16 protein-coding genes are annotated in these 17,307 nt (G+C 73.4%); 12 read left to right on the forward strand and 4 right to left on the reverse strand.

Annotation, left to right across the window (positions count from 1 at the left end):
* Window positions 1-93: 93 nt before the first annotated feature.
* Both ABZU74_RS31060 and ABZU74_RS31065 read right to left on the reverse strand, forming a co-directional pair.
* Window positions 94-1,827 carry a DEAD/DEAH box helicase gene (locus tag ABZU74_RS31060; RefSeq protein WP_355431370.1) on the reverse strand — a complete coding sequence of 578 codons (1,734 nt, stop codon included), beginning with the start codon at window positions 1,825-1,827 and terminating at the stop codon, window positions 94-96.
* 105 nt (window positions 1,828-1,932) lie between these two features.
* Entirely contained in the window at window positions 1,933-2,877 is a 945-nt protein-coding gene (locus ABZU74_RS31065; RefSeq protein WP_355431373.1) for a hypothetical protein, read from the reverse strand.
* Window positions 2,878-3,009: 132 nt separating this feature from the next.
* Between ABZU74_RS31065 and ABZU74_RS31070 the strand changes: the two genes are divergently transcribed.
* The 9 genes from ABZU74_RS31070 (at window position 3,010) to ABZU74_RS31110 (ending at window position 11,619) form a co-directional block, all read left to right on the forward strand.
* On the forward strand, window positions 3,010-4,164 hold the full coding sequence (locus ABZU74_RS31070; RefSeq protein WP_355431376.1) for a histidine kinase: 1,155 nt from the start codon (window positions 3,010-3,012) through the stop codon (window positions 4,162-4,164).
* Window positions 4,161-4,766: a response regulator transcription factor gene (locus tag ABZU74_RS31075; RefSeq protein ID WP_355431379.1), complete on the forward strand. Its 606-nt coding sequence runs from the start codon at window positions 4,161-4,163 to the stop codon at window positions 4,764-4,766. Before ABZU74_RS31070 ends, ABZU74_RS31075 begins: the two co-directional genes overlap by 4 nt.
* Before the next feature lie 58 nt (window positions 4,767-4,824).
* A complete protein-coding gene (locus ABZU74_RS31080; RefSeq protein ID WP_355431382.1) occupies window positions 4,825-5,361 on the forward strand; it encodes a 2'-5' RNA ligase family protein in 537 nt (178 codons plus the stop codon).
* A 4-nt stretch (window positions 5,362-5,365) separates the two neighbouring features.
* Complete coding sequence (locus tag ABZU74_RS31085) at window positions 5,366-6,109, forward strand: winged helix-turn-helix domain-containing protein (RefSeq protein ID WP_355431385.1); 744 nt, start codon at window positions 5,366-5,368, stop codon at window positions 6,107-6,109.
* 98 nt (window positions 6,110-6,207) lie between these two features.
* Entirely contained in the window at window positions 6,208-7,242 is a 1,035-nt protein-coding gene (locus ABZU74_RS31090; RefSeq protein ID WP_355431388.1) for a cytochrome P450, read from the forward strand.
* Window positions 7,239-8,036 (forward strand): isocitrate lyase/phosphoenolpyruvate mutase family protein, encoded by a 798-nt coding sequence (locus ABZU74_RS31095; protein ID WP_355431391.1) that lies wholly within the window; start codon window positions 7,239-7,241, stop codon window positions 8,034-8,036. The genes ABZU74_RS31090 and ABZU74_RS31095 overlap by 4 nt, the downstream gene beginning before the upstream one ends.
* A gap of 131 nt (window positions 8,037-8,167) precedes the next feature.
* Window positions 8,168-9,136 (forward strand): DUF5715 family protein, encoded by a 969-nt coding sequence (locus ABZU74_RS31100; protein ID WP_355431394.1) that lies wholly within the window; start codon window positions 8,168-8,170, stop codon window positions 9,134-9,136.
* Window positions 9,137-9,140: 4 nt separating this feature from the next.
* A complete protein-coding gene (locus ABZU74_RS31105) occupies window positions 9,141-10,730 on the forward strand; it encodes an asparagine synthase-related protein (RefSeq protein WP_355431397.1) in 1,590 nt (529 codons plus the stop codon).
* 61 nt (window positions 10,731-10,791) lie between these two features.
* Window positions 10,792-11,619, forward strand: a complete 828-nt coding sequence (locus tag ABZU74_RS31110; protein WP_355431399.1) for a MerR family transcriptional regulator — start codon at window positions 10,792-10,794, stop codon at window positions 11,617-11,619.
* 27 nt (window positions 11,620-11,646) lie between these two features.
* Here the strand turns inward: ABZU74_RS31110 and ABZU74_RS31115 are convergent, their stop codons facing one another.
* The gene (locus tag ABZU74_RS31115) at window positions 11,647-12,873 is read right to left on the reverse strand and encodes an SLC13 family permease (protein ID WP_355431402.1); all 1,227 of its coding nucleotides are present in this window, start codon (window positions 12,871-12,873) and stop codon (window positions 11,647-11,649) included.
* 156 nt (window positions 12,874-13,029) lie between these two features.
* Window positions 13,030-14,475, reverse strand: a complete 1,446-nt coding sequence (locus ABZU74_RS31120; RefSeq protein ID WP_355431404.1) for a hypothetical protein — start codon at window positions 14,473-14,475, stop codon at window positions 13,030-13,032.
* 138 nt (window positions 14,476-14,613) lie between these two features.
* On the opposite strand from ABZU74_RS31120, the gene ABZU74_RS31125 reads away from it, so the two are divergent.
* From ABZU74_RS31125 to ABZU74_RS31135, 3 genes are read left to right on the forward strand one after another with little or no spacing between them, the layout of a single operon-like run.
* Window positions 14,614-15,321 carry a DUF305 domain-containing protein gene (locus tag ABZU74_RS31125; protein ID WP_355431407.1) on the forward strand — a complete coding sequence of 236 codons (708 nt, stop codon included), beginning with the start codon at window positions 14,614-14,616 and terminating at the stop codon, window positions 15,319-15,321.
* Between the two features lie 47 nt (window positions 15,322-15,368).
* On the forward strand, window positions 15,369-16,589 hold the full coding sequence (locus ABZU74_RS31130; RefSeq protein WP_355431410.1) for a histidine kinase: 1,221 nt from the start codon (window positions 15,369-15,371) through the stop codon (window positions 16,587-16,589).
* Window positions 16,586-17,251, forward strand: a complete 666-nt coding sequence (locus tag ABZU74_RS31135) for a response regulator transcription factor (RefSeq protein WP_355431413.1) — start codon at window positions 16,586-16,588, stop codon at window positions 17,249-17,251. The genes ABZU74_RS31130 and ABZU74_RS31135 overlap by 4 nt, the downstream gene beginning before the upstream one ends.
* Window positions 17,252-17,307: the final 56 nt, after the last annotated feature.

Consider the following 17,307-nt stretch of genomic DNA (forward strand, 5'->3'; position numbering starts at 1 on the left):
TGGGCGTCGACCAGCGGGGTCACCTCCGTCATGATCATGCGGCAGACCTCGCCGAGGTCGCGCTGGCCCTGCAACAGGTCGCCGACGGCGGGCTCAGCGGTCGTCGCCGCCGCGATCCCGGCGGACGGTGGCCTTGCGGCCCTTGATGGTGCTCTGCCGCAACCCGGAGATGACCTCGTCGGCCACCCCCTGCGGCACCTCCACCAGCGAGAATCGGTCGGCGATCTCGATCGAGCCGATGTCCCGGCCGCGGATGCCGGTCTCCCCGGTGATCGCACCGACCAGATCCTGCGGGCGCACCCCGGCACGTCGACCCAGGCCGACGAAGACCTGGACGGTGTTGCCACCGCCGGGGCGTGGCCGGCCCCCGCCTCGCCGGTCGCCGCCCCGGCCGCCGGTCTCCGGTCGACCCTCGCGCGGCCCGCGGACCGGAACCTGCGGGATCTCCTCCTCGTCGTCGGAGCCCGGCGACGTCACCTCGTGGGCCAGCTTCACGGCGGCGAGGGCGACCTCCATCAGGTCGAACTCGTCGGTCAGCGTCTCCACGATCACCCGGAACGGGTCGAGGTCGTCCTCCAGCAGGCTCTCGCGCAGGGCCGCCTGGGTCAGCTCCAGCCGCCGGGTGCGCATGTCGGCCACGGTGGGGATCTTGTCGATGGTGATCCGCTGGCCGGTCACCCGCTCGATGGTCTTGAGCATCCGGTGCTCACGCGGCTCGGCGAGCGTGATCGCCACGCCCTCGCGGCCAGCCCGACCCACCCGACCGATTCGGTGCACGTACGACTCCGGGGCGGACGGCACGTCGTAGTTGACGACGTGGGTCAGCTGCTCGACGTCCAGCCCCCGGGCCGCCACGTCGGTGGCCACCAACAGGTCGGCGGTGCCCGCCCGCAGCCGGCCCATGACCCGGTCGCGCTGCTCCTGGCTCATGCCACCGTGCAGCGCCTCGGAGCGGTAGCCCCGACCGTTCATCGTCTCAGTCAACCGGTCGACCTCTTCCCGGCTGCGGCAGAACACGATCGCCGCGGTCGGGGACTCCACGTCCAACACCCGACCCAGCGCGGCCGGCTTGTGCGCCCGGGTCACGATGTACGCGCTCTGCCGCACCCGGGGGGCCTCACCGGCGACCGGCTGCTCCCGGCCGATCTCGATCCGCACCGGCTCCCGCAGGTGCTGGCGGGCCATCCCGTCGATGCGCGACGGCATGGTGGCCGAGAAGAGCACCGTCTGACGCTGCGCCGGAGCGTGCTCCAGGATCGCCTCGATGTCCTCGGCGAAGCCCATGTCGAGCATCTCGTCGGCCTCGTCGAGCACCACCGTGGCCAACCCACCGAGGCGCAGGGTGCCCCGGGCGATGTGATCGAGGGCCCGCCCCGGGGTGGCCACCACCACGTCGACGCCGCTGTCCAGTGCCCGTAGCTGCCGGCCAATCGGCTGCCCACCGTAGATCGGCAGCACCCGCGCGCCCAGGTCCTTGCCGTAGCGGTGGAACGCCTCGGAGACCTGCACCGCCAGCTCCCGGGTCGGCACCAGCACCAGCGCCACCGGGTCGCCGCCCTGACGGTGCGCCGCCATGAGGTTCAGCAGTGGCAGCGCGAACGCCGCCGTCTTGCCGGTGCCGGTCGCCGCCTGACCCAGCAGGTCCCGACCCTCCAACAGCGGTGGGATAGCCTCCCGCTGGATGGGGGTCGGCTCCTCGTACCCGAGGGCGGCGAGCGCGCCCAGCAGCTCGGCGCGCAGCCCGAGCTCGGTGAAGGCGCTCACCTCGTCGGTGCCGTCGGGGGTGGCGTCAATCGGTGCGTCGTGCTGTGCAGGTGCGGAACTCATGTGCCAAGCCTTTCATCACGCCGTCCGGGCCGTTGCGGCGACCGCCACAAGAGCTGTCCCCGTGCCCGTGCTGCGGCTGTTCCGCGAACCCGGTGGCGGCCTCGATCAGGCGTCGGTGGTCAGGATGGCCAGCACCATCACCGCGGCGAGGGCCACGTCGAGCACCACGCAGAACTCGGCGTAGCCGCGCGGCACCACCCGGCCGCTGCGGTGGTGCGCCAGGTCCCAACCGGCGTGCGCCAACCACCCGAACGCCACCAGCCAGGCGGCGGTCCGCCCGCCGGCCATCACCGCGACCAGCGTCAGGGTGACCCAGACGGCCAGACCGGCGAGTTGGGTGGCGAGCACGCCCGGCCCGCCCAGCGTGCGGCGGGCGATGCCGATCAGCAGGTAGCCGCCGGGCAGCACCAGCATCGTCCACGGGCTGAGCACGCTCGGGTCGACCCACATGTCCACGGTCATCAGCAGCGCCAACCCGGCCGGCCAGCGGTGGGCGAGCGCCACTACGACCCGGTGTCGGCGTACCGGCGCCGACGCCTCGTGCCGGTGTCGGACCGCCACCAGCACCATCGCGGGAATCATCAGCAGGTGACCGCCGAGCAGCAGCGCGTCGGCGTCGATCAGGCCGGTTCGAAACGGCACGAGTAGCAGCAGGAACGGGACGTACATCGCGGCGGCCATCTCGCCGACCGCATGCCAGCGGTGCGCCCGGTAGCGCATCCCCACCGTCATCCCGACTGTCATGTTCGTGGCCATCACCAGTGCGGCTACCTCCGGCCGGGCCAGCGCGTCGCCGACGCCCAGCGCCGCGCCGGCCAGGTCCCACAACGGCCCGAGCAGCAGCATCCCGGCGATCATCGCCAGCGCCATCTCGCCCAGGTGCCACAGCAGCCGCCGCCTGCTGCCGGCCGGGGTCGCGGTGGTCGGGGCCGCGGTGGTCGGGGCCGCGGTGGTCGCTGTCGGGTCGGAGGGCGCCGGGTCGACGGTGGGCAGGGGCGCGGGCGACGGTACGGCGGTGGCGCTGTCCGCGTACATCCGGGTGTTTTCCATGCCTCGACCCTGCCGGTGCCCCCGGTGTGACCGGCAGACCCGATCGTCACCGGAAAACCGTGCGTGCCGCACGGTCCAACCGTGACAGTTCGCACGGGTGGACCGTGCCGGGGACGGTCCTAGGATCGGTGCGTGGCGAGCGAGGCGGTGACTCCGCGGGCGGACCGTCGGCTGCGCCGCGCCCGGCAGGCGACGCTGGTGTCGCTTGCCACCGGTGTCTGGGCGAGCGTCCTGTTGCCCGCGGTCGGCCTCACCCGCGAGCCCGACCCGGGCCGGGTGGCGCTCGGCGCGGTCGGCATCCTCGCCTTCGTGGTCGCCCAGACCGTCGTCCTGTACGCGGCGGTGACGCCGTGGCTGGACAGGCGCTGGCGGCGTCGGGCCGAGCTGAGCCTGGTCGCGGTGGCGGTGCTCACCGTTCCGCTGGTGGGTCCGGTGGCGGCCGGCAGGTGGCCGACGTGGGCCTGGCTCGGTGCGGCACTGATCGGCATGACACCGCTGCTGGTGCGGTGGCGGGCCGGGCTGGCGGTGGCGGTCGGTGTCCTGGCGGTGGCGGTCGCGGTGGCGTGGTGGACCGGCGGCTCCGTTGCGCGCCACCTCGCGGTGACCGGTGGGATCGGCGTGGGCGTCGCCGCTGTCAACGGGTTTCAGGTCTGGTTCTGGGGCCTGCTCGTGGAGGCCCGGCAGGGCCAGGCCGCCCAGGCCCGGCTGGCCGCCGCCGAGGAGCGGCTGCGTTTCGCCCGCGACGTGCACGACGTGCTGGGGCATCGCCTCACGGTGATCGCGTTGAAGGCCGAACTGGCCGCCCGGCTCGCCCCGGTCGACCCGGACCGGGCCGGGCGGGAAGCCGCCGAGGTGCAACGCCTGGCCGCCTCGGCGCTGAGTGAGGTACGGGAGACCGTGCACGGCTACCGGGCCGTCGACCTCGACGAACAACTCACCGCGGTGGTGGGGGTGCTGCGCTCCTGCGGGGTGCGGTGCACTGTCGTGCCGCCACCGGCGGACCTGCCGCAGCCCGCCGCCATCGAGCTGGCGGCGGTGCTGCGCGAGGCGAGCACCAACGTGCTGCGGCACAGCCGGGCCGACTGGTGCCGGATCCGCATCGATCGGGAGGATGACGTGGCCAGGATGACGGTGGCCAACGACGGCGCCGACGGCCGTGGCCCGGACGCGCACAGCCACGGCCTGCGTGGACTGGCCGACCGGCTCGCCGCCGCCGGGGGCGATTTGCGGGTACGCCGGGAGGGCGCGATCTTCACCCTCGAAGCCACAGTGCCGGCGCCGTCGTGATCCGCGTCCTGCTCGCCGACGACGAGGACCTGATCCGGGTCGCCGTCGCCGCGCTGCTCGACCTGGAATCGGACATCGAGGTGGTGGCGCACGCCGCCGACGGGCCGGCAGCCGTCACCGCGGCACTGGCGCACCGCCCGGACGTGGCAGTGGTGGACCTGGAGATGCCCGGCCTGGACGGCATCGCGGTGGCCGCCGAGCTGACCCGGGTTCGACCCGACTGCGCGGTGGTCGTGCTGACCGGGCACGGTCGCCCCGGGCACCTGCGCCAGGCGCTGACCGCCGGCGCCCGAGGGTTCCTGCCCAAGGGCTCCCCGGGTTGGGCGCTCGCCGACGTGATCCGCCGGGTGCACACCGGAGGGCGCTACGTCGACCCGTCGCTGGCCGCCGACGCGCTGACCCTGCCCCCGTGTCCGCTGACCCCTCGGGAACTGGAGACGCTCCGGCTGGCCGAGGTCGGTGCCCCGGTCGCGGTGATCGCCCGCCGGGTGCACCTGTCCACCGGCACCGTTCGTAACCATCTCTCGGCCGCCGTGCAGAAGCTCGGCGCCGCCGACCGGGCCGAGGCGGTGCGCACCGCCCGGGACAACGGCTGGCTCTGACCGGCGTGAAGGCCCCGACCGGTAGGGGTGGCGCGGACCGTCCGACTAGCGTGGGCGGGTGCGCACTGTGGAACTGGTCTGCTCGCCCGGCCTGGAGGTCGCGGTCCGGGCGGTCTGGGGTCGGCTGGCCGCCGCCGGGTTGCCCAGCCTGGCCCGCAACGTCCATCCGACCAACCGGCCGCACCTCACCCTCGCCGCCGTCGACGAGTTCCCGCCCGGGGCCGAGCACCGCCTGGCCAACCTGTTCGACGCCGCGCTGCCGGTGCCGGTGACGCTCGACCGGGTCGTCGTCCTCGACGGCAGCGCCCCGCTGGTCTGGCTCGTCCGACCCGATCCGGCACTGACCGCGCTGCACGCCGCCGTCTGGGACGTCCTCGCCGGGGCCGACGGTCACCGCCCGTGGCACGCGCCCGACACGTGGGTGCCGCACCTGAGCCTGGCCCTGCGGTTCCGCAACGCGGACCTGCGGCTGGCTCGTGCCGTCGCCGGTGGGCAGCGACCGACGGGCTACTTCGACGCCGCCCGCAGCTACGACGGCACGGACCGGACGGTGACCCCGCTGACCGGGCGCGGCCGACGACCCGTCCTAGACTGAGGCGGTGAGCGTGGGCGTCGATGGTCGGGGGATGGCCGAGCTGGCGGCCCTGCTGGCCGACGGCACCCGCGCCGGCATGTGCCTGGCCCTGCTCGACGGACGGGCGTGGACCGCCGGTGAGCTGGCCCGGCGCGCCGGCGTCGCCCCGTCGACGGCCAGCGACCACCTCACCCGACTCGTCCGCGGTGGGCTGCTCGTCGAGGAACGGCAGGGCCGGCACCGCTACCTGCGGCTGGCCGGGCCGTCGGTGGCCCAGCTGATCGAGGACCTGGCCGGGCACGCCCCGGCGGCGCCCGCACCGACCGGGTCGCTGCGCGCGGCGACCGCCACCGCCTCCCTGGCGTACGCCCGGACCTGCTACGACCACCTCGCCGGGCGGCTCGGCGTGCTGATGTACGACGCGCTTCTGGCCGAGCGCCGGCTCGACCGGTCCAGCGGGTTGGCGCTGACGCCCGACGGGTGGGCCTGGGCGGCCAGGTTGGGCGTACCAGTGGACGTGCTGCGCGCCGCCCGCCGCCCGGTGGTCCGTGACTGCCTGGACTGGACCGAACGCCGCCCGCACCTGGCCGGAGCGCTCGGCGCGGCGCTCTGCCGCCGCTTCACCGACCTCGGCTGGATCAGCCCGGGCACCGGCCGCGCCGTCCGTCTCACTCTCACCGGCCGCCCTGGCCTGGCCACGGCCCTGGCCATCCCCGAAGACGCCCTCGACCCGCCGGTAGCCTCGCCGCCCACGAGCGGCCGCGCCTGACCGGCAGGTGCAGCCGTTCGCGCACCGAGTCGCGGGACGCGGCCGCGCCGGGGGATCGTTCGGTGCGGGGCGAAAGGTTCGGGCCCTACGGTCGGGCGGTGACCGACAACTGGCCCGTCATCGCGCCCGCCTCCGGGACACCCGAGTGTGGACCGCCCTCGTTCGAACCGGAGCGCGGTTGGACGGTGACCCGGCACGCCGACGTGCGAGCGGCGCTGACCGACCCGGCGTTCCAGGTGCCGGCCGTCGACACCGGTCCGCCCGGCACCCTCGCCTGGTTGCGCGCCACAGTCAGCCGGTTCAGTCCACCGCCGCGGCACGCCGAGCGTCGGGCCGTCGTGGTGGCGGCGCTGATCTCAGTGAACCCGGACGACCTGCGACACGACGCGGCACGGCTGACCGGGGCCGCTCTCGACCGCGCCGGCGACCGTGTCGACGTGATGCGGGAAGTGGCCCGGCCGGTGCCGCTGCGGGCGTTGGCCGATCGCCTCGGTTTCGCTGATCCGGCAGCCGCCGGGACGGCGGTTACGGTCGTCGCGGCGGCGTACCACCCGGGGGTGGACCCGGCGTTGACCGCGCGGGCCGACCGGGCGGTGGCGGCGCTGCTGGCGCTCGCCCCGGACGGTCCGCCGGTGGTACGGGCGAACCTGATCGGTCTGCTGGTCCAGGCGTGCGACGCGACCGCCGGCCTGATCGGCGCCGCTGCCCATCACCTGCTGCCCCCGGCCGCCCCGCGAGCGGCGGCCACGACACCGACCGCCGACCTGCTGGCCGAGGTGCTGCGCCTCGACCCGCCGGTCCGGGCCACCCGACGGGTCACCGTTCACGGGGTACGGCTGGGCGGGCGGGAACTGCCGGCGGGTAGCCCCGTGCTGCTGCGCTTCGACGCGGCCAACCGCGACCCGCAGGCGTTCACCGAACCGGCGATGTTCCAGCCCGGTCGGCCCGGTGCCGGGCTGGTGACCTTCGGGACGGGGGAGCGGGGTTGTCCCGGCGACCGGCACGCCCTGGCGCTGGCCACCGGAGTTCTCGACGTGCTGCGGGCACGCTGCCGGCGCGGCCCGAACCCGTTACGCCACGAGCCGCACCCGACCCTGCGGGTGCCGACAACTCTGGAGGTGAGCGTCCGATGATCGAACGTCGTGCCGCGTTCCACGCCCTGCACCGCCCCGGCCGCCCCCTGCTGTTGCCCAACGCGTGGGACCACGCCTCGGCGGCGGCGCTCGCCGCGCGTGGCTATCCGGCCATCGGCACCACAAGCCTCGGGGTCGCCGCGACCGCCGGCCTCCCCGACGGCGCGGCGGCCACCGCGGCGGAGACCCTCACCCTGGCCCGCCGGCTGGCTCGGCTGCCGGTGCTGCTCAGCGTGGACGTGGAGGCCGGGTTCAGCGACGACCCGGCGGAGGTCGCCGAGTACGTGGCGGAGTTGGCCGGCCTCGGCGTGGTCGGGATCAACCTGGAGGACGGGCGCGCCGATGGCACCCTCGCCGACACCGAGGTCACCGCTGCCAAGGTCGCGGCAGTGAAGGCGGCGGTGCCGGAGCTGTTCGTCAACGCCCGTACCGATACCTGGTGGCTCGGGGTGGACGACCCACTGCCGCAGACCCTCGCTCGCGCTCGTGCCTACCGGGTGGCCGGCGCCGACGGGATATTCGCGCCCGGGACTGTCGACCTGGCCACGCTGCGCGTCCTCACCGAACGGATCGACGCTCCGGTGAACGCGCTCTACCAGCCGGGTGGCCCGGGGCTGGCCGAGTTCGGCGCCGCCGGGGTGGCCCGGGTCAGCACCGGCTCGCTCCTGTTCCGGGCCGCGCTGGGCGCCGCGCTCGCCGCCGCCGACGCCGTCCGCGACGGCGGGCCCACCACACCGGCGGGACTGCCGTCGTACGCCGAGGTGCAGACCCTGGTACCGACGGACGGCGACTGACTGCCGGGTGCGACGTCCACGCTCCGTTAGGGGGGAGATAGGAGAAATGTTCGGTCCGGTCCCGGTCCCGATGATTACGGTGGGTTTCAGGGCGAACCACCCAGTGCCGTGACCGGAGAGAGGGACCCGTCATGCGAGTGCCCAGCCGTAGCCCGGGACAGCAGCCCGGTTCGCCTCCGTCGCCCACCGCCCCGGCCCGCCGCCGACCCTCCGGCGCGAGCCCCCGCCGGGTTCCGGCCCCCGCGCCCGACCTGGCCGCGTACCGGGCCGCCGTCGCCGAACTGCTTGTCGAGGTCGGCGCCCTGGCCGACGCGGCGAGCACCCGGGCCCGGCAGGTGCTCATCGACGAGCGGCTGCGGGAGCCGGCGCTCGCCGCGGTCCTCGATGCCACCCCGCAGGGGCTGATCGGCGCGCGCGAGACGCTGCTGCTGGAGATGGCCCGCTACCAGCCGAACGACCGCACCTCGGCGGGTGACCTCAGCGCGCTGGTCCGGATCTACCTGCTCTCCCGTATCGACGTGCTGTGGTGGCAGGACGCCCCGACCTTCGTCACCGACGACCAGGTCAACGGCAGCGCCGAACTGGTTGACCTGGAGTGGCTGCGCCGCCGCGACCTGCTGCGCTTCCGCTACCAGGAGCAACCCGCCACCACACTCGGCCGGGCCGTGCGCGGGCTGCGTCGCCGGCTGCGCCCCGACGCCACCCCGCGCACCGCCGGGCTGCTGTTCCGCCGCGCCCGGCGCGAGGTGGTGGCGCTGCTCAACGACATCGGACGGGAGTTCACCGCCGTCGCCCCGCCGGCCACCCCGCCGCTGTGGGTGACCAGTCTGGTCCGCAGCACCGAGCATCAATACCGGCTGCGCCGCCTGGGCTACGCGGCGATGTTGCCCAGCGGGCACTGCCTCGGCTACTCGGTCGACGTCGAGCTGGCCTGGTTCGAGCGTTTCGGCGCGCGGGACGCCCTGGCGGAGCTGCTGCTGAGCCGGCAGGAGGCTGGCGAGCTGAACGTCATCGACGAGGGGCAGGCCTGGCACCTGTGTCTCGCGCCCACCGCCCGGCGTCGCCTCCGCCGGGCGTACGAGGCCGAGATGGGGGTCTGAGCCGGTGTGCGGCATCGCGTTGAGCATCGGCCCCGAGGCCGACCCGGCGACCTTCCGGCGGATGCTCGCCGCCCTGGCCCCGCGCGGCGAGGTCACCGAGACCCGGTCCGAGAGCGGGCTGCTCGCCGGCACCCGCCGGCTGCGCGTCGTGGACCGGGACCGGGCGGTGCAGCCGTGGACGTCGACCGACGAGCGGTGGCTGCTCTGCTTCAACGGCGAGATCTTCAACTACCGGGAGTTGCGGGCGCAGCTGACCCGCCTGGGGCAGGCCTTCCGTACGGAGAGCGACACCGAGGTGCTGCTCGCCGCGTTCCAGCAGTGGGGTGAGGCGGCGGTGACCCGGCTGCGTGGTGAGTACGCCTTCGCGGTCGTCGAACGGGCCACCGGCCGGGCGTACCTGGCCCGCGACCCACTCGGGGTCAAGCCGCTGTACTGGTCCCGTCGGCCCGGCTGCCTGCACCTCGCCTCCGAGGTCAAGGCGCTCGTCGGGCACGGCGCCCCGATCGCCGAGGTGCCACCCGGGCACCACGGCTGGGCGGAGGCGGACGGGCACGTACGACTGAGCCCGTACGTCGACCTGCTCACCATCGGTGACGGCCTGCCGGTCATCGACGACCCGGACGAGGCCGCCCTGCTCGTCCGCGCCGCGCTGAGCGACGCCATCCGGATGCGGGTGGAGACCGACCTGACCGTCGGGGTGGTGCTCTCCGGTGGTCTGGACAGCTCGTTGACCCTGCGGCAGGTGCGCGACATCCACCCGGACTGCGTCGCGGTGACCGTCGGCGTGGCGGACAGCCCCGACGTGGCGTACGCCCGGCGGCTCGCCGCCGACCTCGACGTGCCGCACGTGGTGGTCGAGCTGCGTCCGCGTGACATCCGGCTCGCCGATGTCCGCGAGGCCATCCGGATCTCGGAGCTGACCGAGTACGGCGACATCATCAACGCTGTCGTCTCGGTGCCGATCTTCCGGCGGCTCAGCGACCTGGGGATCAAGGTGGTGCTGACCGGTGACGGCTCCGATGAGCTGTTCGGCGGGTATCCGATGTATCACCAGGTCAGCCCGGTGGCGGCCCGCAGGCTGTTCCTGCACCGGATCCGCAACCTGTGCCGCACCGAGTTGCAGCGGGTCGACCGGGCCGCCATGGCACACGGGGTGGAGGCCCGGGTGCCGTTCCTCGACCTCAGCGTGGTGGAGCTTGCGATGCGGCTGCCGGTGGACCTGAAGCTGCGCCACGGGCAGGAGAAGTGGATCGTCCGGCGGGCGTTCGCCGACGTGCTGCCCGACTACATCGTCCGCCGTCCGAAGAACCCGATGTCGTACTCGTCGGGGTTGCACGAGCGGGTCCGGCTGTACAAGCCGCTCTTCGCCCGGCTGCACCGCTCGTTCGGCTACGACCTGCAGGAGCCGGTCCGTCGGGACTTCGACACCGTGCTCAGCCGCTGCGGCAACGACCTGGACCGGGCCATCGCCGACGGCATGACCCGGCCCGACTACACGGTTCTGGAGCACGCCCGCGACCTGGTCGGCGCGGCGAGGTGGAACGCGGCGCCGATGGTCCGTCGGCTGGTCACTCCGCGTCCGGCCCGGCACTGACGGCCGCCCCGCACGCCACGCTTGACTCTGACACGGTGTCAGGGACGAGTGTGAGGGGACCATGTTCACCATCGGAGACTTCGCCAGACTCGGCCGGGTGTCGGTGCGGATGCTGCGCCACTACGACAGCATCGGCCTGCTGCGCCCCGCCAGCGTCGACCCGCACACCAGTTACCGCTTCTACCGCGCCGACCAGCTGCGTCGGCTCAACCGGGTGATCGCCCTCAAGGAGCTGGGCCTCACCCTGGAACAGGTGCGCGCGATCGTCGACGACGCCGTCGACGTGGCCGAGCTGCGCGGCATGCTGCGGCTGCGCCGCAGCCAGCTGGCGGAGCAGTTGGCCTCCGACACGGCCCGGTTGGCTGCCGTGGAGGCGAGGCTCCGAATGATCGAGTCGGAGGGTCGGATGACCACCCAGGACGTCGTACTCAAGGAGATCGCACCGGTCCGCGTCGCGGAGCTGACCGCCGTCGCGGCCAGCTACCAGGGCGAGGACATCGGACCGGTGATCCAACCGCTCTACCCCGAGCTGTTCCGGCGGTTGTCGGCCGCTGGCGTCAACCCGACCGGGCCCGCCATCGCCTGGTACGAGCCCGCCGACGCGGGCGGCGACGCTGTCGTCGTTCACGCCGGAGTGCTCGTCGACGCCGAGCCGGCCGCGGCTCCCGACGTCGTGGTGCGCGACCTGCCGGAGCTGCGCAGCGCGGCGACCATCATCCATCACGGTGCGATGGACGACGTCGCGCCGAGCATGCAGGCGCTCGCCCGGTGGATCGAGGAGAACGGCTTCCGCACCGACGGTTTCGCCCGGGAGGTCTACCTGGACTACTGCGCGGACACCCCGGAGAAGGGCGTCACCGAGCTTCAGGTCGCCGTGCACCGGGACTGAGCCGGCCGCCGTGCCGCCGATCGGGCACTAGGTCACCAGCAGCAGCGCGCCGACCGCGCCGAGCGTGCCGGTGACCGCGAGCACGGTGCTCGTCAGCACGAACCGGGTCACCGGGACCGCCACCCCGGCGGCCCGGCACCGCTCGAACCAGAGCAGGGTGGCAAGCGACGCCCAGGGGGCGGCCAGTGGGCCGACGTTGGTGCCGATCAGCAGGGCCAGCAGGCGGGTGTGGTCACCGGTCGGCAGCACCGACTCGCCGGCCAGGTAGGCGGGCAGGTTGTTCACCGCGTTGGCCAGCAGCGCTCCGGTGCCACCGGCGCGCAGGGCGCCCAACGCGCCACCGTCGGTGCCGAGCAGCGTGCCGACCAGGTCGTCCAGCCCGTGCCGACCGAGGGTCTGCACCACGAGGAACAGGCCGGTGACGAAGAGCAGCAGGCGCACCGGCACCAGCCCCGGGCGCAGCGTGGCGGGGGAGCGGACGACGAACCCGACCAGCACCAGCGCCAGCGCGACGGTGGAGGCGAGACCGATCTCCACGCCGGCGAGGATCCCGGCGATGAAGAGCAGGCAGCCGGCGAGGGCGGTGCGGTGCAGCACCGGGTCGGGTGGCATGTGCGGGGCCGGCGGGACGAAGCGCCCGCCGGTCGGTTGGTCCCGTCGCCACCAGGTAAACCAGAGCAGCGCCATGGTGACCGCCACCGCCGCGAGCTGCGGCAGGGCCACTCGGGCCGCGTACGCCAGGGGCGCCAGCCCGACCCGGTCGGCGGCGAGCAGGTTGGTCAGGTTGGAGACCGGCAGCAGCAGGCTGGCGGTGTTCGCCAGCCAGACCGTGGTGACGGCGAGCGGGGCGGCCGGGATCCGCAGGTTCCGGGCCAGCGCGAGCAGGACCGGGGTGAGCAGCACTGCTGCGGTGTCGAGGTTGAGCACGAGGGTGGTCAGCGTGGCGAGGCCGCCGCAGAGCAGGAACAGCGCCGCCCACATCCCCCGGGAGGCGATGGCCAGTCGGCTGGCCAGGCCGTCGAACACACCGGCCACGGCGGTCAACTCGGCGAGCACGATCACGGTGCCGAGGAAGAGCAGCAGCGGCAGGATCCGGTGCAGTGTGGCGGTGGTCTCCGCGCGGGGAATGAGCCCGCTCAGCGCGCAGGCCGCACCGACCACGGCGAGGACGACCGCCACCAGGTCCAGCGGGTGGGACCGCCAGCGGGTGGTCGGCTCGGGTGGGGCGGGCGGTGCGACGGCGGCAAGCTTCACGTCTGACCACGTTGACACGGTGGCGGGTCTGCCGCCCGCGCTGGCGCCGTCAGGGTGACCAGCCCCACCAGCGCGGGCTGACGGGCGGACCTGCCCGAACAGGGCCGGGCCCGGCCCCCGGAGATCGGGGACCGGGCCCGGTCGCGTGCGCGGCGCCTACCAGCCCAGGTAGCTGGGCTGGGTCTGCACATTGAGCTCCGGGTAGCGGGTCAGCTTGGCCGACCAGGTACGCCAGTCGTTCAGCTCCAGGACGTCCAGGCCCTTCACCATGTCGTTGGAGTAGATGTGGCCGTTGTAGTAGTACGCGGACCAGGTGCCACCGCCGACGAACGTGTCGGCCGAGAGCGGGCCGCGCTCCCAGAAGGCGATCTCCTTCGGGTTGGCCGAGTCGGTGAAGTCGAACACCGAGATGCCACCCTGGTACCACGCCTGGACCATGATGTCCTTGCCGAGCACCGGGATCAGCGAGCCGTTGTGCGCCACGCAGTTCTCGGTGTCGGCGTTCGCCCGGGGGATCTTGTAGTAGCTACGGAAGGTCATCGTCCGGGCGTTGCCACGGCCGGCGATGTCGTAGATGGCGTCCGCGCCCCGGTTCGGGCCGACGGTCTCGTTACAGGTCGCCGCCCCGCCACCACCCAGCTCGTCGGTGAAGATCACCTTGGTGCCGGAGTTGTTGAAGGTGGCCGAGTGCCAGAACGCGAAGTTGACCTCGTCCCGGACCCGGTTGATGACCCGGGGCGCCTCGCGGTCCTTGATGTCGAGCAGGATGCCGTCACCCATGCAGGCGCCGGCGGCCAGGTCCTTCGACGGGTAGGCGGTGATGTCGTGGCAACCGGTGGTCGCCGAGCCGGTCTGGCTGCCGGGGAAGCCACCGTCCGGGAAGAGGTTCGGCGTCGCGACCACGGCCGCGTCGGTCGGCTTCTTCACCGGTACCTTGATGATGGAGATGGAGTCGTGCGGCGGCTGGCAGTCCGGGAATTCGGCCCGCGGGCTGTACGACGAGACGTACAGGTAGACGGCCTTGCGGTCCTTGCCCGGCACCAGGGTGTGGGTGTGTGAGCCGCAGGCCGTCTCGACGGACTTGATGTAGCGCGGGTTGGCCTTGTCCTTGATGTCGAAGACCTTGATGCCCTCCCACGAGCCCTTCACGTCGGCTCCCTGCGTGGTGCTGTTGCAGGAGTCGTCGCTGCGGGACGAGTCGGTGGAGAGGAAGAGCAGGTCACCGTGGATGGAGATGTCGTTCTGCGACCCCGGGCAGAGCACCCGGGCCTTGACCGTCGGGGCGCTGGGCCGCGAGATGTCGTAGATGACGAAGCCGTTGTAGTTGCCGGCGAACGCGTACTTGCCCTGGAAGGCGATGTCGCTGTTTGTCGCGTCCAGTGGGGCGACCTTGGGCACGTTGGCGATCTGGCGCAGGTTGGGGCTGCTCACGATCTCGTCGACGCCGGGGATCGTGTTGGTGAGCGCGGGGGCGGGAGCCGCCTGCGGCACCGTCTGGGCGTTGCTCGCCGGGGCGGCGAGAGCGCTGGCGACGAGGAGGCCGGTTGTGGCGAGCGCCACGACACGCAGTTGGCGTAACCGTGGCTTGTGGAGTCTGATCATCGGCGGGGCCCTTCGCAAGGGGGAGACGATGGTTGACACGTTACCGTCCGACGAAGAACGTCGATGTGAGCTGGATCACATGAAAGTAGGTTCTTCAATGGATAGCATCGCGATGACCTCGACTGCAGGGAGTGGCCCATGACCAACCGGCGCGCACGCACCCTGACGATCGTCACACTGGCTCTCGCGTTGCCGCTGGTGGTGTTCATGATGATCCGCCTCGACGGCCACACCGGCACGGACGCCGCGCGGCCGGTCTCCGCGCCCGCCACCTCCGCCGTGCCGCCGACGGCCAGCCCCATCCCCACCGACCTGACCGTCATCGCGCCCGGCCGCCCGGGCGAGACGGCGGCCACCCGCCCGGCGCACGAGGTCCGCGACGTCGGCCCCGCCCCGCACAACTCGCTGGACGTCTGGTTCGTCCGGATGATGATCCCGCACCACGCGCAGGCCCTGGCGATGGCGGAACTCGCCCCCGACCGGGCCGCCGACCCCGACGTCCGGGCCATCGCCGAGCGCATCCGGGCCAGCCAGGGTCCGGAGATGGGCATGATGCGCGGCTGGCTGCAGACCCGTGGCCTCCCGGCGGAGATGCAGGGGCACGACCACGGCACCATGCGCGGCATGCAGTCGCCCGAGGCGATGCGGCAGCTCGCCGCGGTCCGTGGCGCGGACTTCGACCGGCTCTTCGTCCGGATGATGACCGAGCACCACCAGGGCGCCATCGAGCTGGCCACCCAACTGCTCACTGTCGGCTCCGACCTGACGCTCAACGAGTTCGCCAACTCCGTCGCCACCGAGCAGACCGTCGAGATCGACCGGATGCGCGAAATCCTCGACTCCTGAGCCCGGGCGCGGGGCGCGAGGGCCGGGCGTCCCGGCACGTACGCTGGGTGACCGTGACACGCACCCTGTTCGGCCGCCCGCTGCGCGGCGTCGCCTTCGACGTGGCCGTCGCCGCGCTGGTGGTGCTCGTCTCCCTGGCCGCGGCGGTGAACAAGCCGGGCGGTTGGGCTGCCACGGCGGTCGGCGTGGGGATGGCGGTGGCGCTGCTGTTCCGCCGCACCCACCCGGGCGCGGTGACGGTGGCGGTCGCGGTGCTCGCCCTGATCCAGGTGATCGCCCGGTGGGGTCCGCTCGTCTACGACGTGGCCGTCCTGATCGCGCTCTACAGCGTGGTGAAGTACGGTCGGCGGCTGCGCGACGGCGTCCTGGCCGGCGCGGTCGCGGCCGTCGGCGTGCTGCTGGCCGCCGCGCAGACCCCAAACGTCATCCAGTGGTGGGCGACCGCGCTGTGGTACGCGCTGGTCACCGGGGCGGTGTGGTTGGTCGCGCTGAACGTGCGCACCCGCCGGCTCTACGTGCTCAGCCTGGAGGAACGGGCCGCCACCCTGGAACGTGAGCGGGAGGCCGAGTCCCGGGCGGCGGTCGCCGAGGAGCGCACCCGGATCGCCCGTGAGCTGCACGACGTGGTCGCCCACAGCATGGCCGTCATGATCGTTCAGGCGGACGGGGCCCGGTTCATGCTCGATCGTGACCCCGCCCAGGCGCGTACCGCGGTGAAAGTGGTCGCGGACACCGGCCGGCAGGCGCTGGAGGAGATGCGCCGGCTCGTCGGCGTCCTGCGCGACGCCGGCCCGGCCAGCACGGACGGGGCCGACGGGCTGGCGGTGGCGGCCGACCCCGAGCACCGACGCCTCGCCCTGGCCGAGCTGCCCGACCTGCTGGCCCGGTTCGACGACGCCGGGCTGCACGTCCGCAGCACCGCCACCGGTACGCCACCGGCCCTGCCGCCGGGCCTGGAGCTGACCGTCTACCGGGTGGTGCAGGAGGCGCTGACCAACGCCCTCAAGCACGCCGGCGTCGGTGCGAGCGTCGAGGTCGTCCTGTCGTACACCGCCGAGGCCGTCGTGGTCCGGGTGGTCGACGACGGTCGCGGCCGTCCGCTGGTCAGCCCGGCGCCGCCCGGCGGTCACGGCCTGCTGGGCATGCGGGAGCGGGTGACGGTGTACGACGGCAACCTCACCGCCGGTCCCCAGCCGACCGGGGGCTGGCAGGTCGAGGTCCGGCTGCCGCTACCGTCAGAGCCGGCAACGGAGGTGATCGCGGCATGACGGTCCGGGTAGTGATCGTGGACGACCAGGCGCTGGTCCGCGCCGGGTTCCGGATGGTGTTGGACTCCCAGCCCGATCTGGAGGTCGTCGCGGAGGCGATCGACGGCGCGGACGCCCTGCGGGTGCTGGCCCGCACCGAGGCCGACGTCGTCGTGATGGACATCCGGATGCCCACGATGGACGGGGTGGAGGCGACCCGTCGGCTCTGTGCCGAACGGCCGGCGGGTGGCCCTCGGGTGCTGGTGCTGACCACCTTCGACACCGAGGCGGACGCGTTCGCGGCGCTGCAGGCCGGGGCGAGTGGCTTCCTGCTCAAGAACGTCCCGCCGGAGGAGCTGCTGGCCGCGATCCGGGTGGTGGCCCAGGGCGACTCGGTGGTGGCTCCGTCGATCACCCGGCGCCTGCTGGACCGGTTCGCCGGGCAGCTCGGCGCCGCCCCGAGCGCCGACCCTCGACTCGCGCAGCTCACCGAACGGGAACGGGAGGTGCTGCTGCTGGTCGCCCAGGGGCTGTCCAACGCGGAGATCGCCGCCCGGGTGCACGTGGCCGAGGCGACGGTGAAGACCCACGTCGGGCGGATCCTGGCGAAGCTCCAGCTGCGCGACCGGGTCCAGGCGGTGGTCCTGGCATACGAGAGCGGGCTGGTCACGCCCGGCGGATGACCCCGCGTACGACCTGGGTCGTAGCGGCCGGCGGGCGCACCGCGACCCGGGGCGCA

It is taken from the genome of Micromonospora sp. NPDC005171, from assembly GCF_040608575.1.
Taxonomy (GTDB): domain Bacteria; phylum Actinomycetota; class Actinomycetes; order Mycobacteriales; family Micromonosporaceae; genus Micromonospora.

What these genes read in the sequence shown, in the direction of transcription:
- ABZU74_RS31125 (WP_355431407.1), top strand. Translation starts at nt 14,614, where the DNA reads ATGACCAACCGGCGCGCACGCACCCTGACGATCGTCACACTGGCTCTC.
- ABZU74_RS31065 (WP_355431373.1), bottom strand. Translation starts at nt 2,877, where the DNA reads ATGGAAAACACCCGGATGTACGCGGACAGCGCCACCGCCGTACCGTCG.
- ABZU74_RS31100 (WP_355431394.1), top strand. Translation starts at nt 8,168, where the DNA reads ATGCGAGTGCCCAGCCGTAGCCCGGGACAGCAGCCCGGTTCGCCTCCG.
- ABZU74_RS31110 (WP_355431399.1), top strand. Translation starts at nt 10,792, where the DNA reads ATGTTCACCATCGGAGACTTCGCCAGACTCGGCCGGGTGTCGGTGCGG.
- ABZU74_RS31135 (WP_355431413.1), top strand. Translation starts at nt 16,586, where the DNA reads ATGACGGTCCGGGTAGTGATCGTGGACGACCAGGCGCTGGTCCGCGCC.
- ABZU74_RS31095 (WP_355431391.1), top strand. Translation starts at nt 7,239, where the DNA reads ATGATCGAACGTCGTGCCGCGTTCCACGCCCTGCACCGCCCCGGCCGC.
- ABZU74_RS31060 (WP_355431370.1), bottom strand. Translation starts at nt 1,827, where the DNA reads ATGAGTTCCGCACCTGCACAGCACGACGCACCGATTGACGCCACCCCC.
- ABZU74_RS31120 (WP_355431404.1), bottom strand. Translation starts at nt 14,475, where the DNA reads ATGATCAGACTCCACAAGCCACGGTTACGCCAACTGCGTGTCGTGGCG.